21 protein-coding genes are annotated in these 25,589 nt (G+C 69.7%); 13 read left to right on the top strand and 8 right to left on the bottom strand.

Features of this window, described 5'->3' with window-relative positions; all coding sequences use genetic code 11:
• Genes H2Q94_RS20545 through nikE form a run of 3 tightly spaced genes read left to right on the top strand, consistent with a single transcriptional unit; the run spans nt 1 to nt 3,574 of the window.
• Complete coding sequence (locus H2Q94_RS20545) at nt 1-1,053, top strand: ABC transporter permease (RefSeq protein WP_243788834.1); 1,053 nt, start codon at nt 1-3, stop codon at nt 1,051-1,053.
• The gene (locus H2Q94_RS20540) at nt 1,050-1,982 is read left to right on the top strand and encodes an ABC transporter permease (protein ID WP_243788833.1); all 933 of its coding nucleotides are present in this window, start codon (nt 1,050-1,052) and stop codon (nt 1,980-1,982) included. Before H2Q94_RS20545 ends, H2Q94_RS20540 begins: the two co-directional genes overlap by 4 nt.
• The gene (nikE, locus tag H2Q94_RS20535; RefSeq protein ID WP_243788832.1) at nt 1,979-3,574 is read left to right on the top strand and encodes a nickel ABC transporter ATP-binding protein NikE; all 1,596 of its coding nucleotides are present in this window, start codon (nt 1,979-1,981) and stop codon (nt 3,572-3,574) included. The genes H2Q94_RS20540 and nikE overlap by 4 nt, the downstream gene beginning before the upstream one ends.
• A 53-nt stretch (nt 3,575-3,627) precedes the next feature.
• On the opposite strand, the gene H2Q94_RS20530 is transcribed toward nikE, so the two are convergent.
• The 3 genes from H2Q94_RS20530 to H2Q94_RS20520 form a co-directional block, all read right to left on the bottom strand.
• Complete coding sequence (locus H2Q94_RS20530; protein WP_243788831.1) at nt 3,628-4,257, bottom strand: nucleoside/nucleotide kinase family protein; 630 nt, start codon at nt 4,255-4,257, stop codon at nt 3,628-3,630.
• 114 nt (nt 4,258-4,371) lie between these two features.
• Nucleotides 4,372-5,391 carry a trypsin-like serine peptidase gene (locus tag H2Q94_RS20525; RefSeq protein ID WP_243788830.1) on the bottom strand — a complete coding sequence of 340 codons (1,020 nt, stop codon included), beginning with the start codon at nt 5,389-5,391 and terminating at the stop codon, nt 4,372-4,374.
• Nucleotides 5,392-6,087: 696 nt separating this feature from the next.
• Nucleotides 6,088-7,020: a S66 peptidase family protein gene (locus H2Q94_RS20520; protein WP_243788829.1), complete on the bottom strand. Its 933-nt coding sequence runs from the start codon at nt 7,018-7,020 to the stop codon at nt 6,088-6,090.
• Nucleotides 7,021-7,283: 263 nt separating this feature from the next.
• Here H2Q94_RS20520 and H2Q94_RS20515 point away from each other — a divergent pair, with 263 nt between their 5' ends.
• The 3 genes from H2Q94_RS20515 to H2Q94_RS20505 are packed head-to-tail and all read left to right on the top strand — an operon-like array spanning nt 7,284 to nt 9,533.
• The gene (locus H2Q94_RS20515; protein WP_243788828.1) at nt 7,284-7,850 is read left to right on the top strand and encodes a DUF3090 domain-containing protein; all 567 of its coding nucleotides are present in this window, start codon (nt 7,284-7,286) and stop codon (nt 7,848-7,850) included.
• Nucleotides 7,851-7,856: 6 nt separating this feature from the next.
• On the top strand, nt 7,857-8,651 hold the full coding sequence (locus H2Q94_RS20510; RefSeq protein ID WP_243788827.1) for an SCO1664 family protein: 795 nt from the start codon (nt 7,857-7,859) through the stop codon (nt 8,649-8,651).
• A 57-nt stretch (nt 8,652-8,708) separates the two neighbouring features.
• Nucleotides 8,709-9,533 carry an SDR family oxidoreductase gene (locus H2Q94_RS20505; RefSeq protein ID WP_243788826.1) on the top strand — a complete coding sequence of 275 codons (825 nt, stop codon included), beginning with the start codon at nt 8,709-8,711 and terminating at the stop codon, nt 9,531-9,533.
• A 33-nt stretch (nt 9,534-9,566) separates the two neighbouring features.
• Here the strand turns inward: H2Q94_RS20505 and H2Q94_RS20500 are convergent, their stop codons facing one another.
• Nucleotides 9,567-10,790 (bottom strand): serine hydrolase domain-containing protein, encoded by a 1,224-nt coding sequence (locus tag H2Q94_RS20500; protein WP_243788825.1) that lies wholly within the window; start codon nt 10,788-10,790, stop codon nt 9,567-9,569.
• A gap of 341 nt (nt 10,791-11,131) precedes the next feature.
• Between H2Q94_RS20500 and H2Q94_RS20495 the strand changes: the two genes are divergently transcribed.
• The 3 genes from H2Q94_RS20495 (at nt 11,132) to H2Q94_RS20485 (ending at nt 15,515) form a co-directional block, all read left to right on the top strand.
• Nucleotides 11,132-12,535, top strand: coding sequence for an ATP-binding protein (locus H2Q94_RS20495; protein ID WP_243788824.1), 1,404 nt, complete (start codon nt 11,132-11,134; stop codon nt 12,533-12,535).
• 120 nt (nt 12,536-12,655) lie between these two features.
• On the top strand, nt 12,656-14,617 hold the full coding sequence (locus H2Q94_RS20490; RefSeq protein ID WP_243788823.1) for a vWA domain-containing protein: 1,962 nt from the start codon (nt 12,656-12,658) through the stop codon (nt 14,615-14,617).
• A gap of 148 nt (nt 14,618-14,765) precedes the next feature.
• The gene (locus H2Q94_RS20485) at nt 14,766-15,515 is read left to right on the top strand and encodes an alpha/beta fold hydrolase (protein ID WP_243788822.1); all 750 of its coding nucleotides are present in this window, start codon (nt 14,766-14,768) and stop codon (nt 15,513-15,515) included.
• A gap of 19 nt (nt 15,516-15,534) precedes the next feature.
• Here the strand turns inward: H2Q94_RS20485 and H2Q94_RS20480 are convergent, their stop codons facing one another.
• The 3 genes from H2Q94_RS20480 to H2Q94_RS20470 form a co-directional block, all read right to left on the bottom strand.
• A complete protein-coding gene (locus tag H2Q94_RS20480; protein WP_243788821.1) occupies nt 15,535-17,484 on the bottom strand; it encodes a hypothetical protein in 1,950 nt (649 codons plus the stop codon).
• A gap of 144 nt (nt 17,485-17,628) precedes the next feature.
• Nucleotides 17,629-18,300, bottom strand: a complete 672-nt coding sequence (locus H2Q94_RS20475) for an HAD family hydrolase (RefSeq protein ID WP_243788820.1) — start codon at nt 18,298-18,300, stop codon at nt 17,629-17,631.
• A gap of 417 nt (nt 18,301-18,717) precedes the next feature.
• Complete coding sequence (locus H2Q94_RS20470) at nt 18,718-20,523, bottom strand: DUF2637 domain-containing protein (protein ID WP_243788819.1); 1,806 nt, start codon at nt 20,521-20,523, stop codon at nt 18,718-18,720.
• Between the two features lie 339 nt (nt 20,524-20,862).
• Between H2Q94_RS20470 and mshC the strand changes: the two genes are divergently transcribed.
• The gene (mshC, locus tag H2Q94_RS20465; RefSeq protein ID WP_243788818.1) at nt 20,863-22,098 is read left to right on the top strand and encodes a cysteine--1-D-myo-inosityl 2-amino-2-deoxy-alpha-D-glucopyranoside ligase; all 1,236 of its coding nucleotides are present in this window, start codon (nt 20,863-20,865) and stop codon (nt 22,096-22,098) included.
• Between the two features lie 69 nt (nt 22,099-22,167).
• On the opposite strand, the gene H2Q94_RS20460 is transcribed toward mshC, so the two are convergent.
• Nucleotides 22,168-23,007, bottom strand: a complete 840-nt coding sequence (locus H2Q94_RS20460; protein WP_243795811.1) for a PAC2 family protein — start codon at nt 23,005-23,007, stop codon at nt 22,168-22,170.
• 263 nt (nt 23,008-23,270) lie between these two features.
• On the opposite strand from H2Q94_RS20460, the gene H2Q94_RS20455 reads away from it, so the two are divergent.
• The 3 genes from H2Q94_RS20455 (at nt 23,271) to H2Q94_RS20445 (ending at nt 25,393) form a co-directional block, all read left to right on the top strand.
• Nucleotides 23,271-23,951, top strand: a complete 681-nt coding sequence (locus H2Q94_RS20455; RefSeq protein ID WP_243788817.1) for an HAD family hydrolase — start codon at nt 23,271-23,273, stop codon at nt 23,949-23,951.
• 55 nt (nt 23,952-24,006) lie between these two features.
• Entirely contained in the window at nt 24,007-24,270 is a 264-nt protein-coding gene (locus H2Q94_RS20450) for a phosphoribosyl-ATP diphosphatase (RefSeq protein WP_243788816.1), read from the top strand.
• 274 nt (nt 24,271-24,544) lie between these two features.
• Nucleotides 24,545-25,393: a VOC family protein gene (locus tag H2Q94_RS20445; protein ID WP_243788815.1), complete on the top strand. Its 849-nt coding sequence runs from the start codon at nt 24,545-24,547 to the stop codon at nt 25,391-25,393.
• Nucleotides 25,394-25,589: the final 196 nt, after the last annotated feature.

Raw genomic sequence — 25,589 nt, 5'->3', positions numbered from 1 at the left:
ATGGCCGACTCGACGGCCGAGGCCGAAGACCGCGCGGAGCACGTCCCATCCGGGCACGTCCGCTCCGGTGGCGGCTGGCCCGGCTACATCGCGCGCAAGCTCGGCGGCGGGCTGGTGAGCGTGTTCCTCGTGGCGGTGCTCGGGTTCTTCCTGTTCCGGGTGCTGCCCGGCGACCCGGTGCGCACCATGACGCGCGGCGCTCCGGTCTCGGCCGAGCAGATCGAGCAGTTGCGGCAGCGGTTCGGGCTGGATCAGCCCCTGTGGAAGCAGTTCCTGGACTTCCTCGGCGCGCTGCTGCGCGGTGACCTCGGCACCTCCTACACCTACAGCCGGCCGGTGGCGGAGCTGATCGCCGAGCGGTTCTGGCCGACGGTGCTGTTGGTGGGCACGGCGACGGTGCTGGCGGTCGTGCTCGGGCTGTGGATCGGAACGCGGGCGGCGTGGCGGCACGGCGGCGGGTTCGACAAGGCCTCGACTTCGATCGCGCTGACCTTGTGGTCGGTGCCGACGTTCTGGCTCGGGCTGATCGTGCTCATGGTGTTCGGCGTCGGGGTCGGCCCGATTCCCGGGTTGTTCCCGGTCGGCGGCATGTCTTCGCCGGACACCCCGGCGGAGCTGATCCCGCAGGTGCTGGACGTGGCGCGGCACCTGGTGCTGCCGTCGCTGACGATGGTCGCGGTGATCTACGCGCAGTACCTGATGGTGATGCGGTCCTCGCTGCTGGAGGAGATGGGCGCGGACTACCTCACCACGGCCCGCGCGAAGGGCCTGCGGGAGGACCTGGTGCGGCGCAGGCACGCGGTGCCGAACGCGCTGCTGCCGACCGTGACGTTGATCTTCCTGCACTTGGGGCTGGTGGTCGGCGGCGCGATCACGGTGGAGACGGTGTACTCGTGGCCCGGTCTGGGGCTGCTGACCTTCGAGGCGTTGCGCGTGCCGGACCTGCCGCTGCTGCAGGGCACGTTCATCGTGCTGGCGGGGAGTGTGATCGTGATGAACGTGGTGGCGGACCTGCTCTACCGGGTTCTGGACCCGAGGGTGCGTGCGGCATGACGGCCACCGAACCGGCTCCGCCGCGGGAAGCGGACGCTCCGAGCCCCGCGCAGCTCGTGCGGGCTCGGCGGCGGGCCGCGGCGGCCGAGTCCTGGCGGGTGTTCCGCGCCGATCGAGGCGGTCTGATCGGGCTGGTGCTGCTGGTGGTGATCGCCGCACTGGCGTTGCTGGCACCGCTGTTGACCGACCAGACCGGGCTGGACGTCACCAAGGTGACCGGCGAGGGATTGCAGCCGCCGAGTGCGGCGAACTGGCTGGGCACCGACGAGTCGGGCCGGTCGGTGCTGCTGCTGACCTGGTGGGGCGCGCGGGTGTCGCTGCTGGTGGGGCTGGCCGCGGCGGTGCTGTCGGTGGTGATCGGCACGGTCGTGGGCGTGCTCGCCGCGCACTTCGGCGGCTGGACCTCGACGCTGCTGATGCGGTTCACCGACTTCTTCCTGGTGCTGCCCGCGCTGGTGCTGGCCATCGCGTTGTCGACGGTGCTGGCGCGCGGGTTGCCGACGATCGTGCTCGCGATCGGCGTGACCTCGTGGCCGACGACGGCCCGGCTGGTGCGGGCGCAGACGCTGACCGTGGAGGCGCGGCCCTACATCGAGCGGGCGAAGGTGCTCGGCGGCGGGCATCGCCACGTCATCGGCAGGCACGTGCTGCCCGCGGTGCTGCCGCTGGTGTTCGCGAACACCACGTTGTCGGTGGCCAGCGCGATCATCATGGAGTCCACCCTGTCGTTCCTCGGACTCGGTGATCCGAGCCGGGTTTCGTGGGGTTCGATGCTGAAGTCGGCGATGGACACCGGCGCGGTCACCGGCGGCGCCTGGTGGTACCTGCTGCCGCCGGGCGTCGGGATCGTGCTGGTGGTGCTGAGCTTCACGCTGTGCGGAAGGGCGATGGAAGCGGTGTTCAACCCGAGGCTGCGGGGGAAGCGATGAGCCCGATCCTGACCCTGCGGGGTACGTCGATCTCCTACCGAGGCGCGGACGGTCCGGTGCCCGCAGTGCACGACGTGGACTTGGAGCTGGAGCCGGGGGACACGCTCGGCCTCGCCGGGGAGTCCGGCTGCGGCAAGACGACGCTGGCGATGTCGGTGCTGCGCCTGCTGCCGCGTTCGGCGGTGCTCGACGGCGAGGTGCTGCTCGACGGGAAGGACGTGCGGAGCCTGTCGTTCGGGCAGCTGCGCGCGGCCCGGTGGGCCACGGCGTCGGTGGTGTTCCAGGGCGCGATGCACGCGCTGAACCCGGTGCAGACCGTCGGTGCGCAGATCGCGGAGCCGATGCGGTTGCACGGCACGGCCTCCGGCGACCTGACCGGCCGGGTCGCGGAACTGCTGGAATCGGTGGAGCTGCCCGCGAGCCGCGCGGGCGCGTATCCGCACGAGCTCTCCGGCGGGCAGAAGCAGCGCGTGATGATCGCGATGGCGCTGGCCTGCGAACCGCGGCTGATCATCGCCGATGAGCCGACGACGGCGCTGGACGTGGTGGTGCAGGCCCAGGTGCTGGCGCTGCTGGGCCGGCTCGTCGCGGAGCGCGGGATCGCGCTGCTGATGATCAGCCACGACCTGTCGGTGCTCGCGTCGAGCTGTTCCCGGATCGCGGTGATGCAGGACGGCCGCATCGTCGAGCAGGGGTCGTCGCGCCAGGTCATGGGCTCCCCGGAGCACGAGCACAGCCGGGCGTTGGCCGAGGCGTTCCCCACCGTCGGCGACCCGAAGTTCCGCTTGGTCGGCTCTTCCCAGCGCACCGGGAAGGCGCTGCTGGCGGCGGAGGACGTGTCGGTGACCTTCCCGGCGCGCTCCGGACCGCCGGTGCGGGCGGTGCGCGTGGTGGACCTGGAGGTCGGTGCGGACGAGATCGTCGCGCTCGTCGGGCAGTCCGGATCGGGCAAGACGACGCTGGCGCGCACGCTGCTCGGCCTGCAACAGCCTACGTCGGGCGTGGTGCGGTTCGACGGGAAGGTGCTGCCCGCCACCAGCGCGGGCCTGCGCGAGTACCGGCGGCAGGTGCAGCTGGTACTGCAGGACCCGACCGGGGCGCTCAACCCGCGCAACACCGTCTACGAGGCGGTCGCGGAGGGCCTGCGCATCCACGGGGACGTCGCCGACGAGGCGGCGAAGGTGACCGAAGCGCTGGAGGCGGCGGAGCTGCGGCCCGCGTCGAAGTTCCTGTCCCGGTTCCCGCACGAGCTCTCCGGTGGGCAGCGGCAGCGCGTGGTGATCGCGGGGGCGTTGGTGCTGGCACCGAAGGTGCTAGTCGCGGACGAACCGGTGGCTTCGCTGGACGCGACGGTGCGCGGCGAGATCTTGGCGCTGCTGCTGCGATTGCGCGTCGAACGAGGACTGTCCACTTTGGTCATCACGCACGATCTGGGGCTGGCGTGGAACATCGCCGACCGGGTGGCGGTGATGTACCGGGGCGAGATCGTGGAGCTCGGCACCGTGGAGCAGGTCCTGCTCGACCCGCAGCACGAGTACACGAAGACACTGTTGGCCGCCGTGCCCTCGTTGGACCGGCGCCCGGCGAGCTGAGCGGGGGCTCTTCGCGGCGAGTGGAATTGTGCCAACGCGGCGGATGCGGCAGGTCAGTCCACCTCGTCCACGACGGCCGGATGGCCGGGGCGGTCGACGCGGATGACGTGGTCGGCGAGGCGTTCCGGGGCGACTTCGGCGCTGTAGCGGTCGAAGGCGGGCAGCGTCCACCGGTCGGCCTCGGCGGTGTGCCGCGCGAGCGAACCTCCCGGCAGCCACAGGTGCACCGTGCGGTCGAACGGCAGGCCCGCGCCGAGCAGCAGCGGACCGTCCACGAGCACCACGCCGCGCTCCGGCAGCCGCACCCGGTCGAGCCTGGGGGAGCGGTCGGTCGTGGCGTCCCACAGCGCGGGCAGCACCTCGCCGGTGCCGCCGTCGGCCAGCGGGTCGAGCACCTCGCGGCTCAGCCCGGCGAGGTCGAACCAGCTCTCGTAGAACGAATCCGGGTCGTCCCGTCCGTGCTCGAACCGCAGCGAAGCCGGGCGCACGTACCCGTCCATGCGCACCCGCACCACTTCGCGGCCGCGCACCCGCAGCGGTTCCACCAGCTCATCGGCGAAACGCGCCGTGCCCGCGGCCGCCGCCCCGTCCACGGCGACCCGGACCCACCGCCGCCGCTCCCCGTCGAGGACGTCGGCGAGCTCGCCCGTCAACTTCTCCGGAGTGATCGCCCGAACCCGCATCCCGCCGTTCTACCGGATGCACGACCACTGCCGTGCGACCGTCCGGGCGTGGGCCAAGGTCCTCGACACCGGCACCCGTACGCGAAACGCACTCCTTGCGGCGGCCGACATGGATCACCAGGCCTTCTCGGCCGATTGGTGGAGCGGCTCGGTGATCTCGGTGGTGAACTGCGGCCCCACCAGGTGCCGGGTGCATTCCTCCTGCTCGCCGGAAGGGCACGGGTTCCCGGCGCTGTCGAAGGAGCCGCTCTGGGTGTTGGCGCCGACGACCGTGCCGATACCGGTCTCCGCGGACAGTTCGGAGAACCGGGGTCCGCCGCTGGAGCCGCCGCCCATGACGCAGGACGGCCCCCATTGCCCTGGCGCCGCCGGGTTTTCGGGAGTACCGAGGTACTCCTTCGCCGGTCCCTGGCAGTAGGCGAGCCGCTCGCCGATGTATTCGGGCAGGCCGTCCCGCGCGGGATCCGAAGAGGCGCGGGGATATCCGAACGACGTCGCGGTGCCCTCGCCCGGCTCGTCGAAGCCGATGCGCTGGGCGGCGCCGATCGCGTCCTGGGCTCGCTGCCCGCGCTCGTTCGGATTGAGCACCACGGTGGCCTGGTCGTAGGCGCCGTAGATCTCGCCGTGCTGCTGGTCGTTGTCCAGCCAGGTCTCGTCGACGAAGCCGATCCGGCCGGTGAACCGGCCGTAGGGCTCTTGCCCATCGTGGTAGCCCGGGATGAACAGCACGTTGCGCGTCCACTGGTTGTCCTCGCCGAGCAGGTCCGTGGCGTTGACGCAGTGCCCGGCGGTGACGATCGTGCTGCGGTTGCCCGCCTCCACCACGGTCGCGGTGCAGCTGGCGTCCGTGCCGTGGTCGGTGAAGAAAAGTCGTCCCACGGTCGTGGGCAGGGCGTTGCGAATGGTCCACGGGGCGCCGTCCGGCCCGGCTTTGGGCGGGTTGTCCGACGAGGGCTCGGTGAGCGCGGCGATGCGCTCGGGGGTCCAGTAGTCCCGCACCGCCTGTTGTTCCGCCGCGCTGGTCGCCATGGGGTGCTCGGCGACGGAGGCGGCCGCGGCGGGCGTGGCGGTCAGCGATCCCGCTGCCAGCGCCGTGCACCCGACGACCAGGCCCTTCAACTTCGTGCTCATCATGCGACCAAGCTAGGCGGCGGATGTCAGGAACTTGTTAGCTTCCGCGGTCCGCTGGTGGCACGTACGGCGAAGGTCGGCCCTCCCGGCACCGCGCACAGGCAGGGCCGACCTGTGTGACAGCCGTCCGGACGGACGCCGACCGGCCTGCGCGCAGTGCCGTGCTGTGACACTCCAGAGCCGGGCACACCGGTCCGTCCGTGAGCTAGGAGCACGTCGGGCGCCGTGCCCTCCCTAGATGATCAACTTGTACCGGTCCGGCGGCCGGCGACGCCCATGATCGACCCCGAGCGGGCGGCTCCAGAGCGCTCGGAAGTTGAGCTGCTCCAGGGGTTTGCGCTGGTTTCGTGATCGCACGTCGGTGGCTCGGTTGGCCTGTGGCCAGGAATGGCCCGAGCCACGGCGGTCGCTACCTCGACGAGGAAATCGACGTCCTGGCAGGGCAGGCTCCGGACCTGTAGGACGCGTCGCAGCAGGCCCGCCGACAGCAACCGGCCTGCATCATCCTCGACGGCACGGTCATCACCACTGGCCGGTTGAGCGAGAGGACCGCCAGTGTGCGGGGAAGATCCATAGACCTGCGGTATTCCGGCAAGCCCACTGCCGTGGCGGCGACATCCAATCGCTCTCCGCCCCGAACGGGCAGCCGCTATGGATCTCCCAGCAGACCGAACACGACTTGCAATGAATCGGACCGCCTCAGCGCAGGGCCGGTTGCAGGATGCTCAAGCGCTGGGCCGCGGTGTCGAGTTCGGCGGCGACGCCCAGCGGCACGGTGCGCTGGGCGGCGCAGTGGCCGAAGCCGAGTTCCCACAGGACCGGGATGCCCAGGTCGCCGAGCAGGTTGCGCAGCACCGAGCGCACCTCGTCGAGCGGTCCGCACTCGCTCCAGGAGCCGAGCGCGATGCCGCTGGCGCGGTCGAACCAACCGGCGCGCAGCAGTTGTGTCAGGGCGCGGTCGAGCCGGTACGGGTCTTCGCCGACGTCTTCGAGCAGCGCGATTCCGCGGGCCGGTGGAACGGCCGCGTCGGGGGCGCCGAGCGAGGCGGCGAGCAGGCTCAGGTTGCCGCCGTAGGTGACGCCGTTGGCCCGGCCGGGCACCAGCGCCTCGGCGCCGCGCCTGGTCAGGATCGTCACCGATTCCGGAGTGAACAGGGTGCGGCGCAGGTGCTCCCTCGCGGGCGCGTCCTCGACGAAGGCGCCGGTCGCGATCATCGGGCCGAACACGGTGGCGACGCCGAGCCGGGAACCGAACGCGTCGTGCAGTGCGGTGACGTCGCTGGAACCGGCGAACACCTTGCTCTCGGCGGCGCCCATCGCCGCCCAGTCCAGGTGGTCGAGCACTCGCATGCTGCCGTAGCCGCCGCGGGCGCACAGGACGCCGTCGATTTCCGGATCGCACCAGGCCTGTTGCAGGTCAGCGGCCCGGTCGGCGTCGTTGCCCGCGAGGTACCGCAGCCTCGGGTGGCGTTCGCGCACGTGTTTGCCGGGGACGACTCGCAGGTCCCAGTCGCGCAGCAGGTCCAGGCCCGCATCGAGCTGGTCGGCGGGGACGGGACCGGCGGGGGCGACCACGGCGACCGCGTCACCGGCTCGCAGCCGTCGCGGCCGGCGTCGTTCACGGGAACTCATGGGATGGCTCCGTCCGGGAGGGCCGGATCGTGGGGGCCGCGATGCGGCCGGAGCCGAGCGTAGCGGTCCACCGGTGATCGGGACCGCAGCCCGCGGCGGCGTGTTCGCGTTCGGCGAACACGCCGCGCGAACGGCTCCACGCCCGCTTCAGCCGGTTTCCGCGCACCTGTTCGGTACCGACGGTGCTGCTGAGAGGGTGTGCCGGGTGCAACTGGGGACGGCTGCGCGGCCCACGGCCCGGGTGGCTTACTGTCGAAGGTGCCATGGCTCGTGTCATCCACGTCTTCCGCCAGCCCGACCGGTTCGTCGCAGGGACCGTCGGGGAACCCGGTGAGCGCACGTTCTACCTGCAGGCGTCCGAGGATGTCCGCACGGTCAGCGTGCAGCTGGAGAAACAGCAGGTCTCGGTCCTCGCCGAACGGATCGGTGCCCTCCTGGAGGAGGTGCAGCGCCGCTTCGACGCGGAACTGCCCGCGGAGCCGCCGGACGATCTCGTTGACGCCGACCCGCTGGCGGTGCCGGTGGAGGAGGAGTTCCGCGTCGGCACCATGGGGCTGGGCTGGGACGCCGAGACCGAGGCCGTCGTCGTCGAACTGCTCGCGGTCACCGAGGAGGAGATCGACGAGTCCGTGGTGCTCGACGACACCGAGGAAGGGCCGGACGCGGTCCGCGTCTTCCTCAGCCCGGCCGATGCCCGCGCGTTCGCGGAGCGGGCCGAGCGGGTCCTCAACGCCGGTCGCAAGCCGTGCCCGCTGTGCGGGGAGCCGCTGGACCCGGAGGGCCACATCTGCCCCAGGCAGAACGGTTACCGCCGCTCGGAGGAGGACTAGCCGCCCGTGCATCCCGATGATCCGGTCGTTCGCGAGGTCCTGGCACACGGCCGCATCGAGGTCGAGGGTCGGCTCGTGGAAGCCTCGAACGCCACGTTGTTCTGCTCCATCGAGCACAACGGCGCGGCCGCCGAGTGCGTGTACAAACCGGTTCGCGGGGAACGCCCGCTGTGGGACTTCCCGGACGGCACGCTGGCCGGACGGGAAGTCGGCTCGTTCCTGATCGCCGAGGCGCTGGGCTGGGACCTGATTCCGCCGACGCTGTTGCGGGACGGGCCGTTCGGGCCGGGCATGGTGCAGCTGTGGGTGGACACCGAAGAGGACTCGGAGCTCGTCGACCTGACCGCGCCTGCGGAGGTCCCGGACGGCTGGCGGGCGGTGTTGCGCGCGCACGACCACCGCGGTGACCCGGTGGTGCTGGCGCATTCCGATCATGAGGTGTTGCGGCGGCTCGCGGTGCTCGACATCGTGATCAACAACGCCGACCGCAAGGGCGGTCACGTGCTGCACTCGCCGCGTGGCGAGGTGTTCGGCGTGGACCACGGGGTGAGCCTGAACGCGGAGAACAAGCTGCGCACGGTCTTGTGGGGCTGGATCGGGGAGCGGTTGCCCGAGGACGCGCTCGAGGCGCTGAGCCGGTTCCGCGCCCTGCTGGAGGGCGAGCTCGCCGGTCGGCTGGCCGAGCACATCACGCCGAAGGAAGTGCAGGCCGTCGCGGAACGAGTGGACGCGCTGCTGGGCGCGGCGGAGTTCCCCGCCCCGTCCGGCGAGTGGCCCGCGATCCCGTGGCCCGCGTTCTGAGCGTCGGCCTCGGAAAAATCGGATGCGCCGGACATATCGCTACGCGATCATGCGGGCATGACCACAGACGGTGAGCGTTCGCTCGCCCGCGACCCGTTCCCGTTGCGCGGCCGGACGGCGCTGGTGACGGGCGTGAGTCGCAGGCAGGGCATCGGATTCGCGATCGCGTCCCGGATGGCGGCCTGGGGCGCGAGCGTGTTCCTGCACCACCACCGGCCGCACGACGTGGCGCAACCGTGGGGTGCCGACGATCTCGACGAGGTCCGCGCCGGCGTGGCCGGGCACCTGTCGAGCTCGGCGCGCATCGCCGACGCCGCCGGGGACCTGGCCGGCCCGGACGAACCGGCTCGGTTGGTGCGGCGGGCGGTGGACGAGTTCGGGCGGCTCGACGTGCTGGTGTGCAACCACGCCCGCAACGGGTCCGACGGCGCGCTGGGCGAGCTGGACGCGGCGAAGCTGGACGGGCATTGGGCGGTGAACACCCGCTCGTCGATCCTGCTCGCGCAGGAGTTCGCCGCCGTGCGCGGCGGGTCGCCCGGTGGGCGCGTGGTGTTCCTGACTTCGGGACAGCGCGCCGGTCCGATGCCCGAGATCGCCTACGCGGCGGCGAAGGGCGCGCTCGCCGAGATCACCCTGACCATCGCCGAACAGCTCGCCGACTCGGGCATCACGGTGAACACGGTGAACCCCGGCCCGGTGCAGACCGGCTATCTCACCGAGGAGCACTGGGCGACGATCGGCCACATGTTCCCGTTCGGCCGGTGGGGCGAGCCGGACGATCCGGCCCGGCTGATCACCTGGCTGTGCACCGACGAGGCCCGCTGGATCACCGGCCAGGTGATCGAATCCGAGGGCGGCTTCGCCCGCTACCGCCAGCGCTGAGGCCCCGTCACCCGGTCAGCCGCGCGGATCCCCTCAGTCCACGAGTGCCTGGTAGACGAGCTGGTGAAGCTGGGAGCGGATGGGGTGGGTGCCGGACGGGATGAGCTGGGTGAAGAACTGCACCGACAGGTCCTCGGCCGGGTCCACCCAGAACACCGTGCTGGCCATCCCGCCCCAGGACAGTTCGCCGGGAGTGGACACGACGTGCGAGGCGACCGGGTCTTCCACCACGGCGAAGCCGAGCCCGAAGCCCTTGCCCGCGTTGGAGACCTCGGAGAACGAGCCGTTGGCGATCTGGTCCAGGTGCGCGCCACCGGGCAGGTGGTTGCGGCCCATGTAGCGCAGCGTGCGGTCGCTGAGCAGCCGCACTCCGTCGAGCGCGCCGCCGCCGAGCAGCATGCCGGTGAAGCGGTGGTAGTCGTAGGCGGTGGACACGAGCCCGCCACCGCCGGACAGCGCTCGCGGCGCCCCGTCCGGCGGGGAGTTGCGCGGCACGGTGGCATTGCCCGCGGCGTCGGCGAGGTACAGCGACGCGAGCCGGTCCTTGTCCTGCGGTGCCACGCCGAAGCCGGTGTCGGTCATGCCGAGCGGTTCGAAGATGCGGGTGCGGAAGAACTCGTCGAGCCCCATCCCGGAAGCGACCTCCACGACGCGCCCCAGCACGTCGGTGGAGACGCCGTAGTTCCAGGAGCTGCCCGGTTCGAACAGCAGCGGCATCGACGCGTAGTCGTCGCACACCGCGGCGAGGTCTTGGTCGGGGGTGCCGTAGTCGTATCCGGTGCGCCGGTAGAGCTCGTCGACCGGGTGGATCCGGTTGAAGCCGTAGGTGAGCCCGGCGGTGTGGGTGAGCAGGTGCCAGATCCGCACCGGCTCGGTCGCGGGCCGCGTCTGCGGGGCTTTGGCGGGGCCACCGGTGTAGACGCGCTGGTCGGCGAACGATGGGATGAGCGTGCTGACCGGGTCGGTGAGCTCGAACGCGCCCTCCTCGTAGAGCATCATCGCCGCGACCGACGTGATCGGCTTCGTCATCGAGTAGATGCGGAAGATCGTGTCGTTCTCGATGGGCGCGGCGGTGGCCACGTCGCGATGCCCGTGGCTGCTCAGGTGCGCGATCCGGCCGCGGCGGGCGATGAGCACCTGCCAGCCGGGGAGCTTTCCGTCGGTGACGTAGGACGCGAAGTGGCGGTCGATGCGCTGAAGGCGTTCCGGGTCGAAGCCCGCCTGGACTGGATCGGTCTCGATCTGCAACGGGCTCACTGGATCCTTCTCCTCTGCCGGGGCCGTCCACCTTTCTACTCGTCGGTACGCTCGGTGTGCCAGTGGCGCCCGACACGTCGCGTGAACACCGTTTCCCAGTGCGCGGCCTGGGACGTTCGGCGTTCGAGACCGGAGCGTGCGCGCGGTTGCGTCGGCGGCTTCGGCGATGTCCCGGCGCGCGCCACGCGCGGGGAGATCGGCGACTTCCCGGCGTCCGGTGGGGGATGCCGAGCCGCTGATCACCGAGATCGGTCCCGCGATGCGGAAACCCGTTGGCACATCGGCGTTTCCGTTCCGTGACGTGTTCGCGGCCGTCGTGGGGAACGAGTAGCGTCGAACGGGTGACGAACTCTCGGACCCCACCCACCGGACTGCCCAGTACGGCGGGCGAGCTGCGTGTCAGCGGATACCTGCCGTACAGCGTGAAGGTCGAGGTGCGCCGCAACCTGCTGACCGCGCTGCGCTCCGGGAATCCCTTGTGGTCGGGCATCGTCGGCTTCGAGCGCACCGTGCTGCCGCAGCTGGAGCGCGCCTTGATCGCCGGCCACGACGTGGTGCTGCTCGGCGAGCGGGGACAGGGCAAAACGCGGCTGCTGCGCGGATTGACCGCACTGCTCGACGAATGGACGCCGGTGATTCCCGGCTCCGAACTCGACGAACACCCGCTGGAACCGATCACGCCCGTCTCGCTGCGCCGCGCCGCCGAGGAGGGCGACGCGTTGCCCGTCGAGTGGCGGCACCGCGGTGAACGCTACGTGGAGAAGCTGGCGACCCCGGACACCGCCGTCGGCGACCTCATCGGCGACGTGGATCCGGTGAAGGTCGCCGAGGGCCGATCGCTCGGCGACCCGGAGACCATCCACTTCGGACTGGTGCCGCGGGCGCACCGCGGCATCGTGACCATCAACGAGCTGCCCGACCTGGCCGAGCGGATCCAGGTGGCGCTGCTGAACGTGATGGAGGAGCGGGACATCCAGATCCGCGGCTACAGCCTGCGCCTGCCGCTGGACGTGCTGCTGGTCGCGACCGCGAACCCGGAGGACTACACCAACCGCGGCCGGATCATCACGCCGCTCAAGGACCGCTTCGGCGCGGAGATCCGCACGCACTACCCGTTCGACCTCGAAGACGAGATCTCCCTGATCCGCCAGGAAGCGCTCCTGGAGGCCGAGGTCGGGGACCACCTGCTGGAGGTGCTGGCCCGGTTCGTGGGGCACCTGCGGGAGTCCTCGGCGGTGGATCAACGTTCCGGCGTCTCGGCTCGGTTCGCGATCGCGGCGGCGGAGACCGTGGCGGCGGCGGCCGTGCACCGGGCGGCACTGACCGGGGAGGACCCGGCGGTGGCGCGGCCGGTGGATCTGGACGCGGTGCCCGCGGTGCTGCGCGGCAAGCTGGAGTTCGAGGCCGGCGAGGAGGGCCGCGAGGACGAGATCCTCGGCTACCTGCTGCGCCGATCGGTGGCCGACACCGCGCGCGGCCTGTTCGCCGGGCTGGACCTGCACTCGCTCGCCGATGCCGTCACCGGCGGTCACCAGGTCGCGACGGGGGAGCGCATCGCGGGCTCCGACGTGCTCACCGCGCTGCCGGAACTGCCGGTGCTGCACCAGGTCGCCGAACGGCTCGACGTGCGCGCCGGTGATCCGCCGGGCCGCATCGCGAGCGCGGTGGAGCTGGCGCTGGAATCCCTGTACCTGGCGAAGAAGCTCGCCAAGGACACCGAAGACCAGCGATCGGTGTACGGCTGATGACCGGCCGCGCTCGCCAGGGCTGCTTGAGAAATCGAGGTCACACGGCAGGGGGCAGCGAGAGAGCCGCTGAGGTTCCGCCACCTGACCCGCTACGCAGATGGTTCTGAAAGGACGCTGATGACCGGCCGCGCTCGCCGTTACCACTACGGGGCTTGGCACGGTGGTTCCGATCCGCTGGAGCCGCCGGTGGACCTGCGTTCCGCGCTCGATCAGATCGGCCGGGACGTGATGGAGGGAGCATCGCCGCGCTCGGCGCTGGAGGAGTTGCTGCGCACCGGGACGCGCGGCACCAGCGGCCTCGACGAGCTCACCCGCCGGTTGTGGCAGCGCCGCAGCGAATTGCAGCGTCGGCACAACCTGGACGGCACGGTGCAGGAGGTGCGCAGGTTGCTGGACCGCGCCCTCGACCAGGAGCGGCAGGCGCTGGCGGCGGAGGACGGCGAGGACGCGCGGTTCCGCGAACTGCAGCTGAGCGCGCTGCCACCGGACGCGGGCGGTTCGGTGCGCGAACTCGCCGAGTACGACTGGCGTTCGTCCGAGGCGCGGGAGACGTTCGAGGAGATCCAGCGGCTGCTGGGCGGCGAACTCCTGGAACAGCGCTTCAAAGGCATGAAGGACGCGTTGCAGGACACCACCCCGGAGGACGTCGAGCGGGTCCGCGCGATGCTAGACGACCTCTCGGAACTGCTGGCCGCGCACGCCCGCGGCGATGCCGATGTCCCGGAGCGGTTCGGCCGGTTCATGGCCGAGCACGGCGAGTTCTTCCCGGAGAACCCACGCGACGTGGATGAGCTGATCGACGCGCTGGCGGCTCGTTCGGCGGCCGCGCAGCGGATGCTGAACTCGATGAGCGAGCAGCAGCGCGCCGAGCTGGCCGAGCTCTCGCAGCAGGCGTTCGGTGATCCCCGCATCGGCCAGGCGCTCAACCGGATGGATCAGCAGCTGCGGTCGTTGCGGCCGGGTGCGGACTGGTCGGGTCGCGGCCGGTTCCGCGGTGATCAGCCGATGGGCTTGGCGGAGGCGACCGAGGCGATGGCCGAGCTCGGTGAGCTGGAGCAGCTCGCCGAGCAGCTGGGCCAGTCCTACCCGGGGGCGAGCCTGCAGGACATCGACCTGGAAGCACTGGAGCGGCAGCTCGGCGAGCGGGCCGTGGTGGACGCGCAGCGGCTCGCCGACATCGAGAAGCAGCTGCGGCAGCAGGGACTGCTGCAACGCGGTGCCGACGGGAACCTCCAGCTGAGCCCGCGGGCGATGCGCAGGCTGGGGGAGACCGCGCTGCAATCGGTGATCTCCCAGTTGCGTTCCCGCAAAGGCGAGCGCGACACCGACCGGGCGGGTGCGGCCGGGGAACTCACCGGCACGACCCGCCCGTGGGCTTATGGCGACACCGAACCGTGGGACGCGGGCCGCACGGTGCGCAACGCGGTGCTGCGGCGCGCGGCGGCCGGCCCCTCGGCGCCTCGGCTGGACATCGAGGACCTGGAGGTCGCCGAGACCGAGCAGCGTTCTCGCGCGGCCGTGGCGCTCTGCGTGGACACCTCGTGGTCGATGGTGCAGGACGGCCGCTGGGTGCCGATGAAGCGCACCGCGCTGGCGCTGAACCACCTGGTCAGCACCCGGTTCCGGTCGGACGCGCTGCAGCTGATCACCTTCGGCCGTCATGCGTCCACTGTGGACGTCGGTGAGCTGGCGGCGCTGGAGGGAACGTGGGAGCAGGGCACCAACCTGCACCACGCGCTGCTGCTGGCGGGACGGCACGTGCGGCGGAATCCGGACGCGCAGCCGGTGGTGCTGGTCGTCACCGACGGCGAGCCGACGGCGCATCTGGAAGCCGACGGCGAGGCCGTGTTCCAGTATCCGCCGACCCCGCGCACTCTCGGCGTCACACTGTCCGAAGTGGACTCGCTGCACCGGCTGGGCGCCACGTTGAGCGTGTTCATGCTCGGCGAGGACCCGCGCCTGGAGGCGTTCGTCGACATCCTCGCGCGCCGCGGCGGCGGCCGAGTCGTCGCTCCGAGCGCCGACGGCTTGGGCGCGGCGGTCGTCGGCGACTACCTCCGCACGAAACGTCGGCGGTGACGTCGTCGCGGATTCGACCGGCTGGAACGGGAACTCCGCCAGGTGAGCTCGTTCTGATCGGGGTGGCGGTGGCGGAAACATCGCGAGCGAACACCGAACTCGTTCGCCGAACCACAAGAACGTTGAACCGCTCTAGGTCAGGAGACCCATGCCTGTGGTGTTCGTGAACGGGAATCCCGAGACCGGCGAGGTGTGGGGACCGCTGTGCGCCGAGTTGGGCCGCTCGGACGTCGTTCGCCTGTCCCCGCCCGGATTCGGCGCTCCCATCCCGGACGGTTTCGGCTGCACTCTGGCGGACTACCGGGACTGGCTCGTAGCGGAGCTGGATGCTTTCGGCGAACCGGTCGACCTCGTCGGCCACGACCTGGGCGGAGCCGTCGTCGTAGCGGTGGCCATGACACGCCCCGACCTGCTGCGAACCTGGGCCAGCGATGCCGTGGGCCTGTTCGATCCGGAGTACGTCTGGCACGACCTCGCGCAGCAATGGCAGACACCTGAAGTCGGCGAGAGGTCGGCCGCGAAGTTGCTGGGCGGCACGCTCGACGAACGCACCGAGCGCATGGTCGCCAGGGGCATCGACCGGCCGGTCGCCGCACGGCTGGCGGCGGGCCAGGGACCGGAGATGATCCGGGCCATCCTCACCTTCTACCGCTCCGCGGTCCAGCCGGTCATGGCGGACTTCGGCCGGGAGCTCCCCGCCGCCGCGGCCCGTCCCGGCCTCGCCATCGTCGCCACCGACGACCACGTCGGAGGCTCGCAGGACATGCGCGGCCGATCCGCCGACAGAGCGGGAGCCCACGTCGCGACCCTCGGCGGCCTGGGGCACTGGTGGATGGTGCAGGACCCGGTCCGCGGCGCGGCAGCGCTCACCTCGTTCTGGTCTGAATCGGCCGCTTAGCTTCGAGCCGGGTTCATGCTCACGATTCGTCTTCGATGTCACCGAACTCAAGCTGGCGAGGGCGGTCGGGCTCGCCGTGCGGGAAGTCGAGATCTCGAATGAAACCTTGCTCGCCTGCGAACTGAACGATCACGTCGAAGTCCGAGCGGACCGACGACGGAATGTCATTGTCGACGACGATCAGTTGGAACTCTCCGTAGCGTGCGCCGATGACTTCGTGCCGCAGTGACAAGTAGTCGGTCAACCACCGGTACATGCGCTCGGCCAGATCCTGGTCGTGCGGGTTGTGGCCGAGGTTCTTTTGCGGTGAGTCCAAGATTAGAAATGTGGGAAGTTCGACCCTCGGGTCCTCCAGCGCGCACAGCAGCAAGGCGAGGCTGTAGGCCACCGATACTGCCGTGCGCGAGCCGCCACCGCGTTGCGCGAAGTCCTGTTCGTCGACCACCGGAACCAGCGTCGACCGGTCGACGCGAGCACGCCCACTCGCCCACGGGAGGTGGAATGCTGCAACGATTTGCAAGAACAGCGAGTCCAGTCGATCCAGTACTTCCGCTGGATCCACAACGAGTTCAGCGGCTGCCTGGCTACGGGCGTGTTCAAGGGTCGCCACCTCATCGCGGAGCTCCTCCACTTCCTCTTCTCGGGTGGCGAGTCGGGCATGAGGTTCCTGAGCCCGTTTCAACGCATCCATCTCAGTCAGGATCGAGCTCAATTCGGCTGCTGCGGCTGTAAGGGCATCAACGTGTGGTGCGATGCCATCGGCTGTGCGCTCGTCGAGGCGTCGTGCCGCTTCGTCGTGCTCGCGGCGGCACCGTTCGACATTGCGCTTCGCCGTGTCGCGATCACGCGCGTGCTTGTCACGGGCGCCGACCGCTGCTTGCCGAGCTTGTAGCAGCCTTGCTCGTTCAGAGCTGCGAGCGGTATCCGGCAGCGGTTCGGTACAAACCCCGCAATGACCGGCAGGCACGACGCGATGAGTGAGATCGCATCCGCACGCGCAGCACTTCGTCAGGTGCAGCTTGATCGCAGCCAATTGTTCTGGCTCTGCAAGTGCTGCGCCCAGCGCGCTGACCGAGTTGTCCATGGCCTCGATCTTCGCCACGCTGTCCCGGTGTAGTTGCTCCACGTTGGCGAATTCGTTCTCCGCGTTGGTGAGCTGAAGTTTCAACTTTCGCAGCTTCTGCCTGGCCTCGTCGGCGAATCCGGTCGCGTTGCGGGCATCGGCTTGGAGCGATTCCAACTTTCGCCGAGCAGCCGCTTCTTCTGTTCGCAAGCGTTCGGTGTCCTTGGCAAGGGCTTCCTGCGACGTGACGTCGGACTCTTGGAGGAACGTCCGCAACTCCTTGATCTTGTCCGTTCTCCTGTCGATCACATTGTTCTTGTCGTGCACCGAGGCGCTGAGCCGTTCGTATTCGGGGCTGGTCAGCCGCAACAGCATCTTCGCCACCGCGATCCTGTTCGCGTCGTCGGCACCACTGTGCGGGCGAACGATGAACCTGTCGATGTCCTCCTGTCGGATGTGCAGGTAGGGAAGCAAGTCAGTGGCGAACCCGAGCGTTTTGTTGCCGGAGGGGCGTACGGAGGCGAAGGCGTCGTCGAGTTCCAGGCGTTCGAGTAGCCAGCTTGAGAGGCTCTGCTCGTCAGCGACGGGTTTCACGGCGAAGGCACCGAGAGGATCACCACCCGGACCGGAGATCTTGACCCGGGAGGGAGACTTCCGGGAGCGTTCCAGCTGGTAGACCACGTTTCCGATCTGCAAGCGGACTCGGACCGCCGCTAAGCGGTCCTGCACCGCGCCTCTGAAGTGGGTGGTCCGGCCAAGCACGAAACCGATGCAATCCACCATCGAGGTTTTTCCCCGATCGATGGGGCCGGTGATGCCGATCAGGCGACCATTCAGGTTGTAAGCCTCCTGCCAGCCTCGGTGATCTTTGATCGACAGCTCGTGGATCCGCAGTGTTTTCCCCATCGCCCGCCTTTGGCTGCTGTGATCGTCCTGAGGTGACACTGCCGTGTCGGATCGATGCGTTGAACTGATCGGACCGGAAGATCATCCTTGTGCGACGCGAACATCACCTGAGCGTCGCAAGCGCACCGGAGTTGGGAGAGACGGTCAGCCTGTGAGCAGTTCGTGGGCGCGTTCCACGGCGCCGGACAGGCTGGTCGCGATCGGAACGCCCCGGTCGGCGAAGTGGCTCAAGTCGTGCAGGGCCGTCGGCCCGGAGTGGTAGACGACGCAGTGCGCGCCGACGGCCGCTGCGGCGGCGGTGTCGTCCACGGTGTCGCCGATGAGCACGACCTCGCGAGGGTCGGGATCGTCCAGCGCGGTCAGGTGGCGTTCGATGTGCGCCGCTTTGGTGTCGGGGACCGCGCCGGTTCGGCCCTGGAGGTGCCGGAACGAGCTTTCGATCCCGGCTCTGCGCACCGCCGGCAGCAGCACCTCGTGCGGGCACATCGACAGCAGCGACTGGGTTCCGCCCGCGCCCGTCCACGCGGCGAGGGCGAAGCGGGCGTCCTCGGCGAGCGACAGGTTCGGCAGCGCCAGGTCGTAGCACTCGTCGAACTTGCGCAGCAGCGCTTCCAGTTCTTCGGGGGCGAGCGCCCGGCCCGCGAGGCGGTCGCAGAACTTCGCGATCGGCCGGGTGAAGTGGCGTTGGTGGTCCTCGACGGTCACCCGGTGCCCGGCTTCGGCGAACGCGGCCGCGACGGAGTCGATCATGGCTTGCCCGTCGTCGAGCAGCGTGCCGTTCCAGTCCCACACGATGTGCCCGCCGAACTCCGCCATCAGCGCTCCCCTCGAACCGTTGTGCCGGTTCCGGGCCACCGCGCCGTCACGACACGCGGGGTGATCCGGATCCGGCACAGACCTTGCCGGTCGGGGGTTCTTCGCGGCCGTCCGCGAGACCGGATCATCCGGCTGCGCTCTCAAGATCACTCGGGTGGCGGACGCCTGCAACGGCGCGTGCTCAACACGAGGATCTTGAGTCGAACGGTCGGCGGCGGGGGCTCGCTAAGAGCGCCACCGCGAGCTCCAACGCGGTGCGGGAAATGTTCCCTTCGCCCGGACCCACTGGTCGAACGGTCCGTTCACCCCGTCGACCTCGTGGAGTGAACGGACCGTTCGACCAGTTCTGTTGGTCAGTTCGACCGGTCCTGTTGGGCGAACGAGGCGTTCACCTGAGGTGGTCGCCGAGTTGAGCGGTCAGCTCTTGGTGGCGCCGACCAGGGTGGCCGGGTCCTGGGCCTCTTCCTGGGCCATGGACTTGCGGACCGCGTTGATCTGGCGGCGGCCCCAGCTCTCCGACAGGCCGTAGCGCTTGCCGAGCTCGGCGGGCTTGACCGGCTGCTCCGCTTCCACGGACTTGCGGTAGTCGGCGCGGGCGGCGGAACGCTTGTCCCGGTCGCTCATCGGCTGGTCGGGGACCGGCGGCAGGGTCAGCGTCTGCTCGGAATCGCTGACGGGATTCGCGTCCTTCTTGCCGTCGGTGGAGTTCTTGGGTGCGTTGTCGCCGGACTTGGAGTTCGCGGTCTTCGCCGTGACCTCCGGCTTCGCCGAGGCGGTCTTCGCGGAGCCGGAGGTGGTCGAGCCGGTGGCGGAGGCGGTCGTCGTGGTGGACGGGCCGCTCTTGGCGGGCTTGCTCTGCGCCGTGGAATCGGACTCGGCCGACTCGGTCGCAGTGGACTTCTCGTCGGCGGAGACCTTGGGCAGTTCGAGCGTGACGGTGGCCGCCTCCGCGCCCTGAACGGTGGGCTCATCCTTGGCGGAGCCGGTCTTGGCGGCCTTCGCGGTCGAACCCTTCGCGGTCGTCTTCGCCGTGACCGGCGCCGTCTTCGCGGTCTCGGCCGGCTTGCTCGCCGAGTCCGCGGGCCGGGTCTCCGAGGACCGGGGCTCGGAGGATTGGTGATCCGAGGTTCGAGATTCGGAGGGCTGGGCCTCGTCGTTCACGTCGTTGCGCGCGGTCTTGAGGTCCGCGTCGGCGGAATCCGTCGTGGACGTGCCGGTCCGAGCGGACACCGTGCTGGTCGCGGTGGCCGCGGCGCTCGCGCCGACCTTCTCGCGGACCGGAGGCGCGACGGACTCGGTCACCGGCTCCTCGCGAGAAGCGGCGGGTGCGGAGTCACGTGCCGCGTACGGGCGCGGAGTCGGGTCGGCAACCGCAGCGGCGGCACCGGAGGATTTCGCCTCCTGCTCGGCGGGTCGGGACACGGTCGTGGCCGACTCCGAGTCGCCGGTGCGGGAGCGGTCCGCCGCGACGGTGTCGTCCGAGTTCGACTCCGGCCGATCCGCGGGAGAATCGACGGCGCGGAGGTCCGCGTTCGCACGCTCGTTGGCGAGCTGCTCCTCCTCCGCGTGGGCCGCCGCCTTGAGAGCGGCGGCGCGGCGGGTGCCGGGCGGGGCGAGCGTGCCGAGACCGGCGATCTCCTCAACGGGAATGTCGATGACCTGCTTGCGGAACGCGTCGCTCGTGCTGCGGCGATCCACCATCCAGCGCAGCACCAGCAGCCCCGGCCGCAGCCGGAAGCCGCGCATGCCGTGCTTGGCCTCGTAGTCGGCGCGCAGCTCCAGCAGCACCACGTCGAACACCGCGACGGCCGCGATGGGCAGCCCGGCCGCGACGATCTGCGCCTCGTGGCTCGGCTGGTGGATCCAGTTGATCCAGGAGCTGACCCCGGTGAACGCCCACATCAGGATTCGGCCGCGCACCGCCGAGCGGCCGTTGATCGATGAGCGGTAGGTCATCAAGGTGCACGCGAACGCGGCGCCGTCGAAGGTGGCGGGCACCAGCCACGCCGACCAGTAGGTGAACCCGGCCATTGACTGCATGCCGTACTCGTGCAGGCCGACGAAGCTCGCGCCCCAGCCCATCACCGCGGCCATCGCCACGAAGATCAGCGCGGCGATCGACAGCGAACGACTGCCCCGATCGCTCGATGCGCCGGGATACCCGTCCGCACTCGTTTCCGGGCTGTTCATCGGGCGCTCGCTGCTCTTGGCGGCGTCATGCACGGGGGTTCCTCCAGGTTCGCGTGACAGCACGCTCGGCAGTGCCGGATAGTAACTTGACCATCACCTGGACGAATGACCGGCCGGTGTTTTTGTGCTACAGGGCGGCCCGATATGGATGCATTGTGCAATTTTGATCATCCATTTGCGACGATCCGTGCACACCGCGATCAGCGGGCGGAGAGGAAAACTCGCGATCGCCTCCGGACTCACGAATTCCCGGTGGATTACCGCCCCGGATTTCCTCGTGACCAGGGCCGTCCTGGGGCCGTCCGGGCCGGTGCTTCTCACGATGTGTAACAGGGCGGCATCGTGTCGGCCGGGACGTTTAAGGTCGAGTGCATGCATACCTGGTCGTCGGTCCCCGTGCCCCAGGTGCCGGGCACACCCCGTCCCCTCAGGCTTTTCGACACCGCCACCGGTGAGGTCCGGCCCACCAATCCCGGCCCGGTGGCGCGGATGTACGTCTGCGGCATCACCCCTTACGACGCCACGCACCTCGGTCACGCCGCCACCTACCTGGCGTTCGACCTGGTGCACCGCCTGTGGCTCGACAACGGGCACGAAGTGCACTACGTGCAGAACGTCACCGACATCGACGACCCGCTGCTCGAACGCGCCGACCGGGACAACGAGGACTGGATGGTCCTGGGCATGCGCGAGACCGCGCTGTTCCGCGAGGACATGACCGCGCTGCGCGTGCTGCCGCCGCGGGAGTTCATCGGCGCCGTGGAAGCGATGCCCGAGATCATCGAAGCCGTCGGAAAGCTGCTCGCCTCCGGGGCGGCCTACCGGGTCGACGACGAATACCCCGACATCTACTACCGCCACGACACCACCGGCCGGTTCGGCTACGAGTCGAACTACGGGGCCGAGGACATGCTCCGCTTCTTCGCCGAACGCGGCGGCGACCCGGACCGCGCGGGCAAGGAACACCCGCTGGACGCGCTGCTGTGGCGGGCCGCCCGGCCCGGCGAACCGTCCTGGGAATCCGAGCTCGGACCGGGCAGGCCCGGCTGGCACCTGGAATGTTCCGTGATCGCGCTGAACCGGCTGCGGATGGCCTTCGACGTGCAAGGCGGTGGCTCCGACCTGGCCTTCCCGCACCACGAGTACAGCGCCGCGCACGCCGAGGCGCTGACCGGCGAATCGCCGTTCGCGCGGCACTACTGTCACGCGGGCATGGTCGGCCTCGACGGCGAGAAGATGTCCAAGTCCAAGGGCAACCTGGTGTTCGTGTCGCGGCTGCGCGGCGACCGAGTGGACCCGATGGCGGTGCGGATCGCACTGCTCGACGCGCACTACCGCACGGACCGCTCCTGGACGGCCGATGCGCTCACCACCGGAACGGCTCGGCTGGCGCGGTGGCGCGAAGCCGCCGCCCTGACCGCGGGACCCGCGGCCGCGACGGCGATCGCTGGGCTCCGCGACCGCCTCGCCGACGACCTAGACACCGAGGGAGCACTGCGCGCCGTGGACACCTGGGCGGCCGAGGCGCTCACCGAAGGTGGTGCCGATGAAGCGGCACCCGGTGAGATCAAGGCCGCCGTCGATGCCCTCCTGGGCGTGCAGCTGTGAGCTGACCCCGAACGCCGAACGCCCTCCGAGCCGAGCTCGGAGGGCGTTCTCGTGGGACGGTGATCCGGGTCAGCCCGGGCCGGGACCCAACGGTCCCTTGCCTCCCGGGCCGCGACGGCGCAGGTAGCGCTCGAACTCAGCGGCGATCGCGTCACCACTGGTCTCGGTGAGCTTCACCTCGGCGTCGCCGCGTTCCTCCAGTGCACGGACGTAGTTGCGGACGTCCTCGTCCTCCTCGGCCATCTCGCTGACCGTGGTCTCCCATTCCTCCGCCTGATCCGGCAGGTTGCCCAACGGCACCTCCAAGTCCAGCGCGTCCTCCACCCGGTGCAGCAGCGCCAGCGTGGCCTTCGGCGACGGCGGCTGCGACACGTAGTGCGGCACCGCCGCCCAGAACGAGATCGCCGGAATGCCGGAGCGCACGCACGAGTCCTGGAAGATCCCCACGATGCCCGTCGGCCCCTCGTAGGTGGAACGTTCCAGTCCGTAGCGGGTGGCGGAGTCCTCGTCGTAAGCCGTGCCCGTCACCGGAACCGGACGCGTATGCGGCGAATCCGCCAGCAGCGCGCCCAACGACACCACGGTGCGCACCCCGGCCTTGTCCAGATGTTCGAGCAGTTCCGCGCAGAACGCGTTCCAGCGCATGTTCGGCTCTATCCCGTGCACCAGCACCACGTCGTGTTCGGCGCCCGGCGGGCGGCACACCGACAGCCGCGTCGTCGGCCAGCTCACCTTGCGGGTCACGCCGTCCACCAGCTTCACCGTGGGACGGGAGACCTGGAAGTCGTAGTACGGATCCGGGTCGATCTCAGCCAGCGGTGAGGCGTCCCAAGTGAGTTCGAGGTGCTCGATCGCGGAGCTTGCGGCGTCACCCGCATCGTTCCAACCTTCGAAACCGATCACGGCGATCGGGTCGGTCGGCCCGGCGGGTTTCCCTTCGGTCGATGTCCCTTCGGTCGGATTCCCCTCGGTCCGGTCCACCTGGTCTGCGGAGCGTGGTTCGCGATCGTTCACCGCGTCAGCCTACGACCTATGGACGACGCGAGCGCCCGACATCCCGGATGGGTTCGGAACCCGCAGGGGAGGGATCGGCCACGTTCGCTGTGAGCGGCCCGAGAGCCTTTGCTGTACTGGACGCGTGCGAGAGATGAACACGCCGAGACCAGGGCGCGATGACTGACGCCCGCCCCGCCGCCGTCCTGTTCGACATGGACGGCACGCTGGTCGACTCCGAAAAGCTGTGGACGATCTCGCTGAGCGACTACGCGACGTATCGCGGCGGCGAACTCAGCATCGCCACCCGCGAAGCCATGGTCGGGTCGAACATGAGCACCAGCATGCGGATGCTGCTGGCCGACCTGGATCTCCCCGCCGACGCGGCCGCCGTCGCTGAAGCCGCCGACTGGGTGGAGGCGCGCAGCACCGAACTGTTCCGGCAGGGCCTGCCCTGGCGGCCCGGCGCCCAGGAGGCGCTGGCGGCGGTGCGTTCGCTCGGCATCCCGGCGGCGCTGGTGACCTCGACGATCCGGTCGCTGGCCGAGATCGCGCTCGACACCCTCGGGCGCGACTCCTTCGACGTCACCGTCTGCGGAGACGAAGTGGACGGTCGCAACAAGCCCGACCCCGAGCCCTACCTGCGGGCCGCCCGGATGCTCGCCGTCGACCCGCGGCGATGCGTCGCCGTGGAGGACTCGCCGACCGGCGTGGCCGCCGCCGTGGCGGCGGGCTGCACCGTGATCGCCGTGCCCTGCGAAGTGCCGCTGGAGCCGGGGGAGCGGCGAGTGGTGCTGGATTCCCTCGAAGAGCTCGACACCGGCTCGCTCGGCTCGTTGCTGCCCGGGGCGTTCACGTGACCCACCCCGGGACCCGCGTCGGCGCCCGGTCCGCCGGATGCAAGGATCGAAACCCGTGAAGACCTTCGACGAGCTGTTCAGCGAGCTCCAGGAACGTGCCCGAACCCGGCCGGAAGGGTCCGCGACCGTCGCCGCGCTCGACGCCGGGGTGCACGCCCAGGGCAAGAAGGTCATCGAAGAAGCCGGCGAGGTATGGCTCGCCGCCGAGCACGAGTCGGATGAGGCGCTGGCCGAAGAGATCTCGCAGCTGCTGTACCGCCTCCAAGTGATCATGCTCGCCCGTGGTTTGAACCCGGCGGACGTTTACCGGTATCTGTGACCGGCTCCCGGCCTTGTCGTGGCCGGGAGGGCCGGAGCATGAGCCGGGGCCTTTGTGCACGGCTTGCGCCACTTGCTGTAAAGGTGCGCCGCGAACTGCACGGGATTGCTGTTCGGCCGCGTCGGCTGATGCCGGATTTATGGCTGTTTCGTCCTATTTGTGCTGGTTGGGGCGGGGAGTCGAGACGAGTGAATCCGTATTCGGGGGGCTTCACACACCGATCACTCGGTCATAATGGGAGTGATCTTGAAGCTATGACGCGGGGGTGAGGGACATGGCCGTTGTGCTGCCGGGAGAGGCCGCTCCTCGATGGGAACTGCTGGCCGGGATGCCGTGCTGGATCGAGCTGGCCACCACCGATGTGGAACAGGCCTGCGAGTTCTACGCCGGACTGTTCGGCTGGGAGTACAAAACGCACCAAGATGACGAAGCAGGCGAGCACATCGTCGCCTCGCGAGACGGATTTCCCGTCGCCAGCATCCGCCGCGCCGCCGGAGACCACTCCGTGTGGCGGCTGTTCCTCGCCACCCAGGACGTCGACTCCGCCATCCGGCAAGCTGAGGACGACGGCGCCCGGATCGCCGTGCCGACCTCCGACGTGCCCGGACTCGGCCGCAAAGCCGTGCTCGTCGGCCCCTCCGACGCGGAGTTCGGGCTGCTCACGCCCGCCGAGTCCTGGCAGTTCGACGTAGGCCTGCCCGGCACGCTCATGTGGGCCGAACTCGTCACGATCAAAGCCCAGGCCGCGGACAACTTCTTCCACAACCTCTTCGGCTACACCGCCGAACAATTCGGCGCGGAAAACCGCTCCAACTACGCCGTCTGGTACCTCGCAGGTGAATCAGTGCTGGCCAGAGTCAGCATGATCCGCGACTACATCACCCCCGGCACCAGGCCGCACTGGCTGCTGTACCTCGGCGCCGACGCCGACGAAGGCATCGACGAACTCGTCCACCGGGCCATCGGACTCGGCGGGCGCGTACGGGTCGATCCCTACGGATCCAGCATCGGACGGGTCGCGGTGCTGCGAGATCCCACTGGGGCGCGGTTTGCGGTCGTTGATGACACGCAAGCCACAGACTGGTTCGACAGCGCCGCCAATTTTGATCCTTATGATGATTGAATTCGTGGGCTCGTTTGGCTTTGGTGGTCGGGTGGCGGAACCTCAGTTGGTCTCTCGCTGCGGGATCTTTTTCCCTAGTGGCTCCGCCACGAGGGAAAAAGCTGTCCTCGCGAGAGACCAACTGAGAACCCGCGGGTGAGCGGCTTTTCGACGTGGGCTATGCGCTTCGCGCATACAAGCACGGCTTCGCCGCCAG

The organism is Saccharopolyspora gloriosae (assembly GCF_022828475.1).
Classification (GTDB): domain Bacteria; phylum Actinomycetota; class Actinomycetes; order Mycobacteriales; family Pseudonocardiaceae; genus Saccharopolyspora_C; species Saccharopolyspora_C gloriosae_A.
The sequence above is the reverse complement of the archived record's forward strand: the minus strand, read 5'-3'. Positions and strand labels throughout refer to the sequence as shown.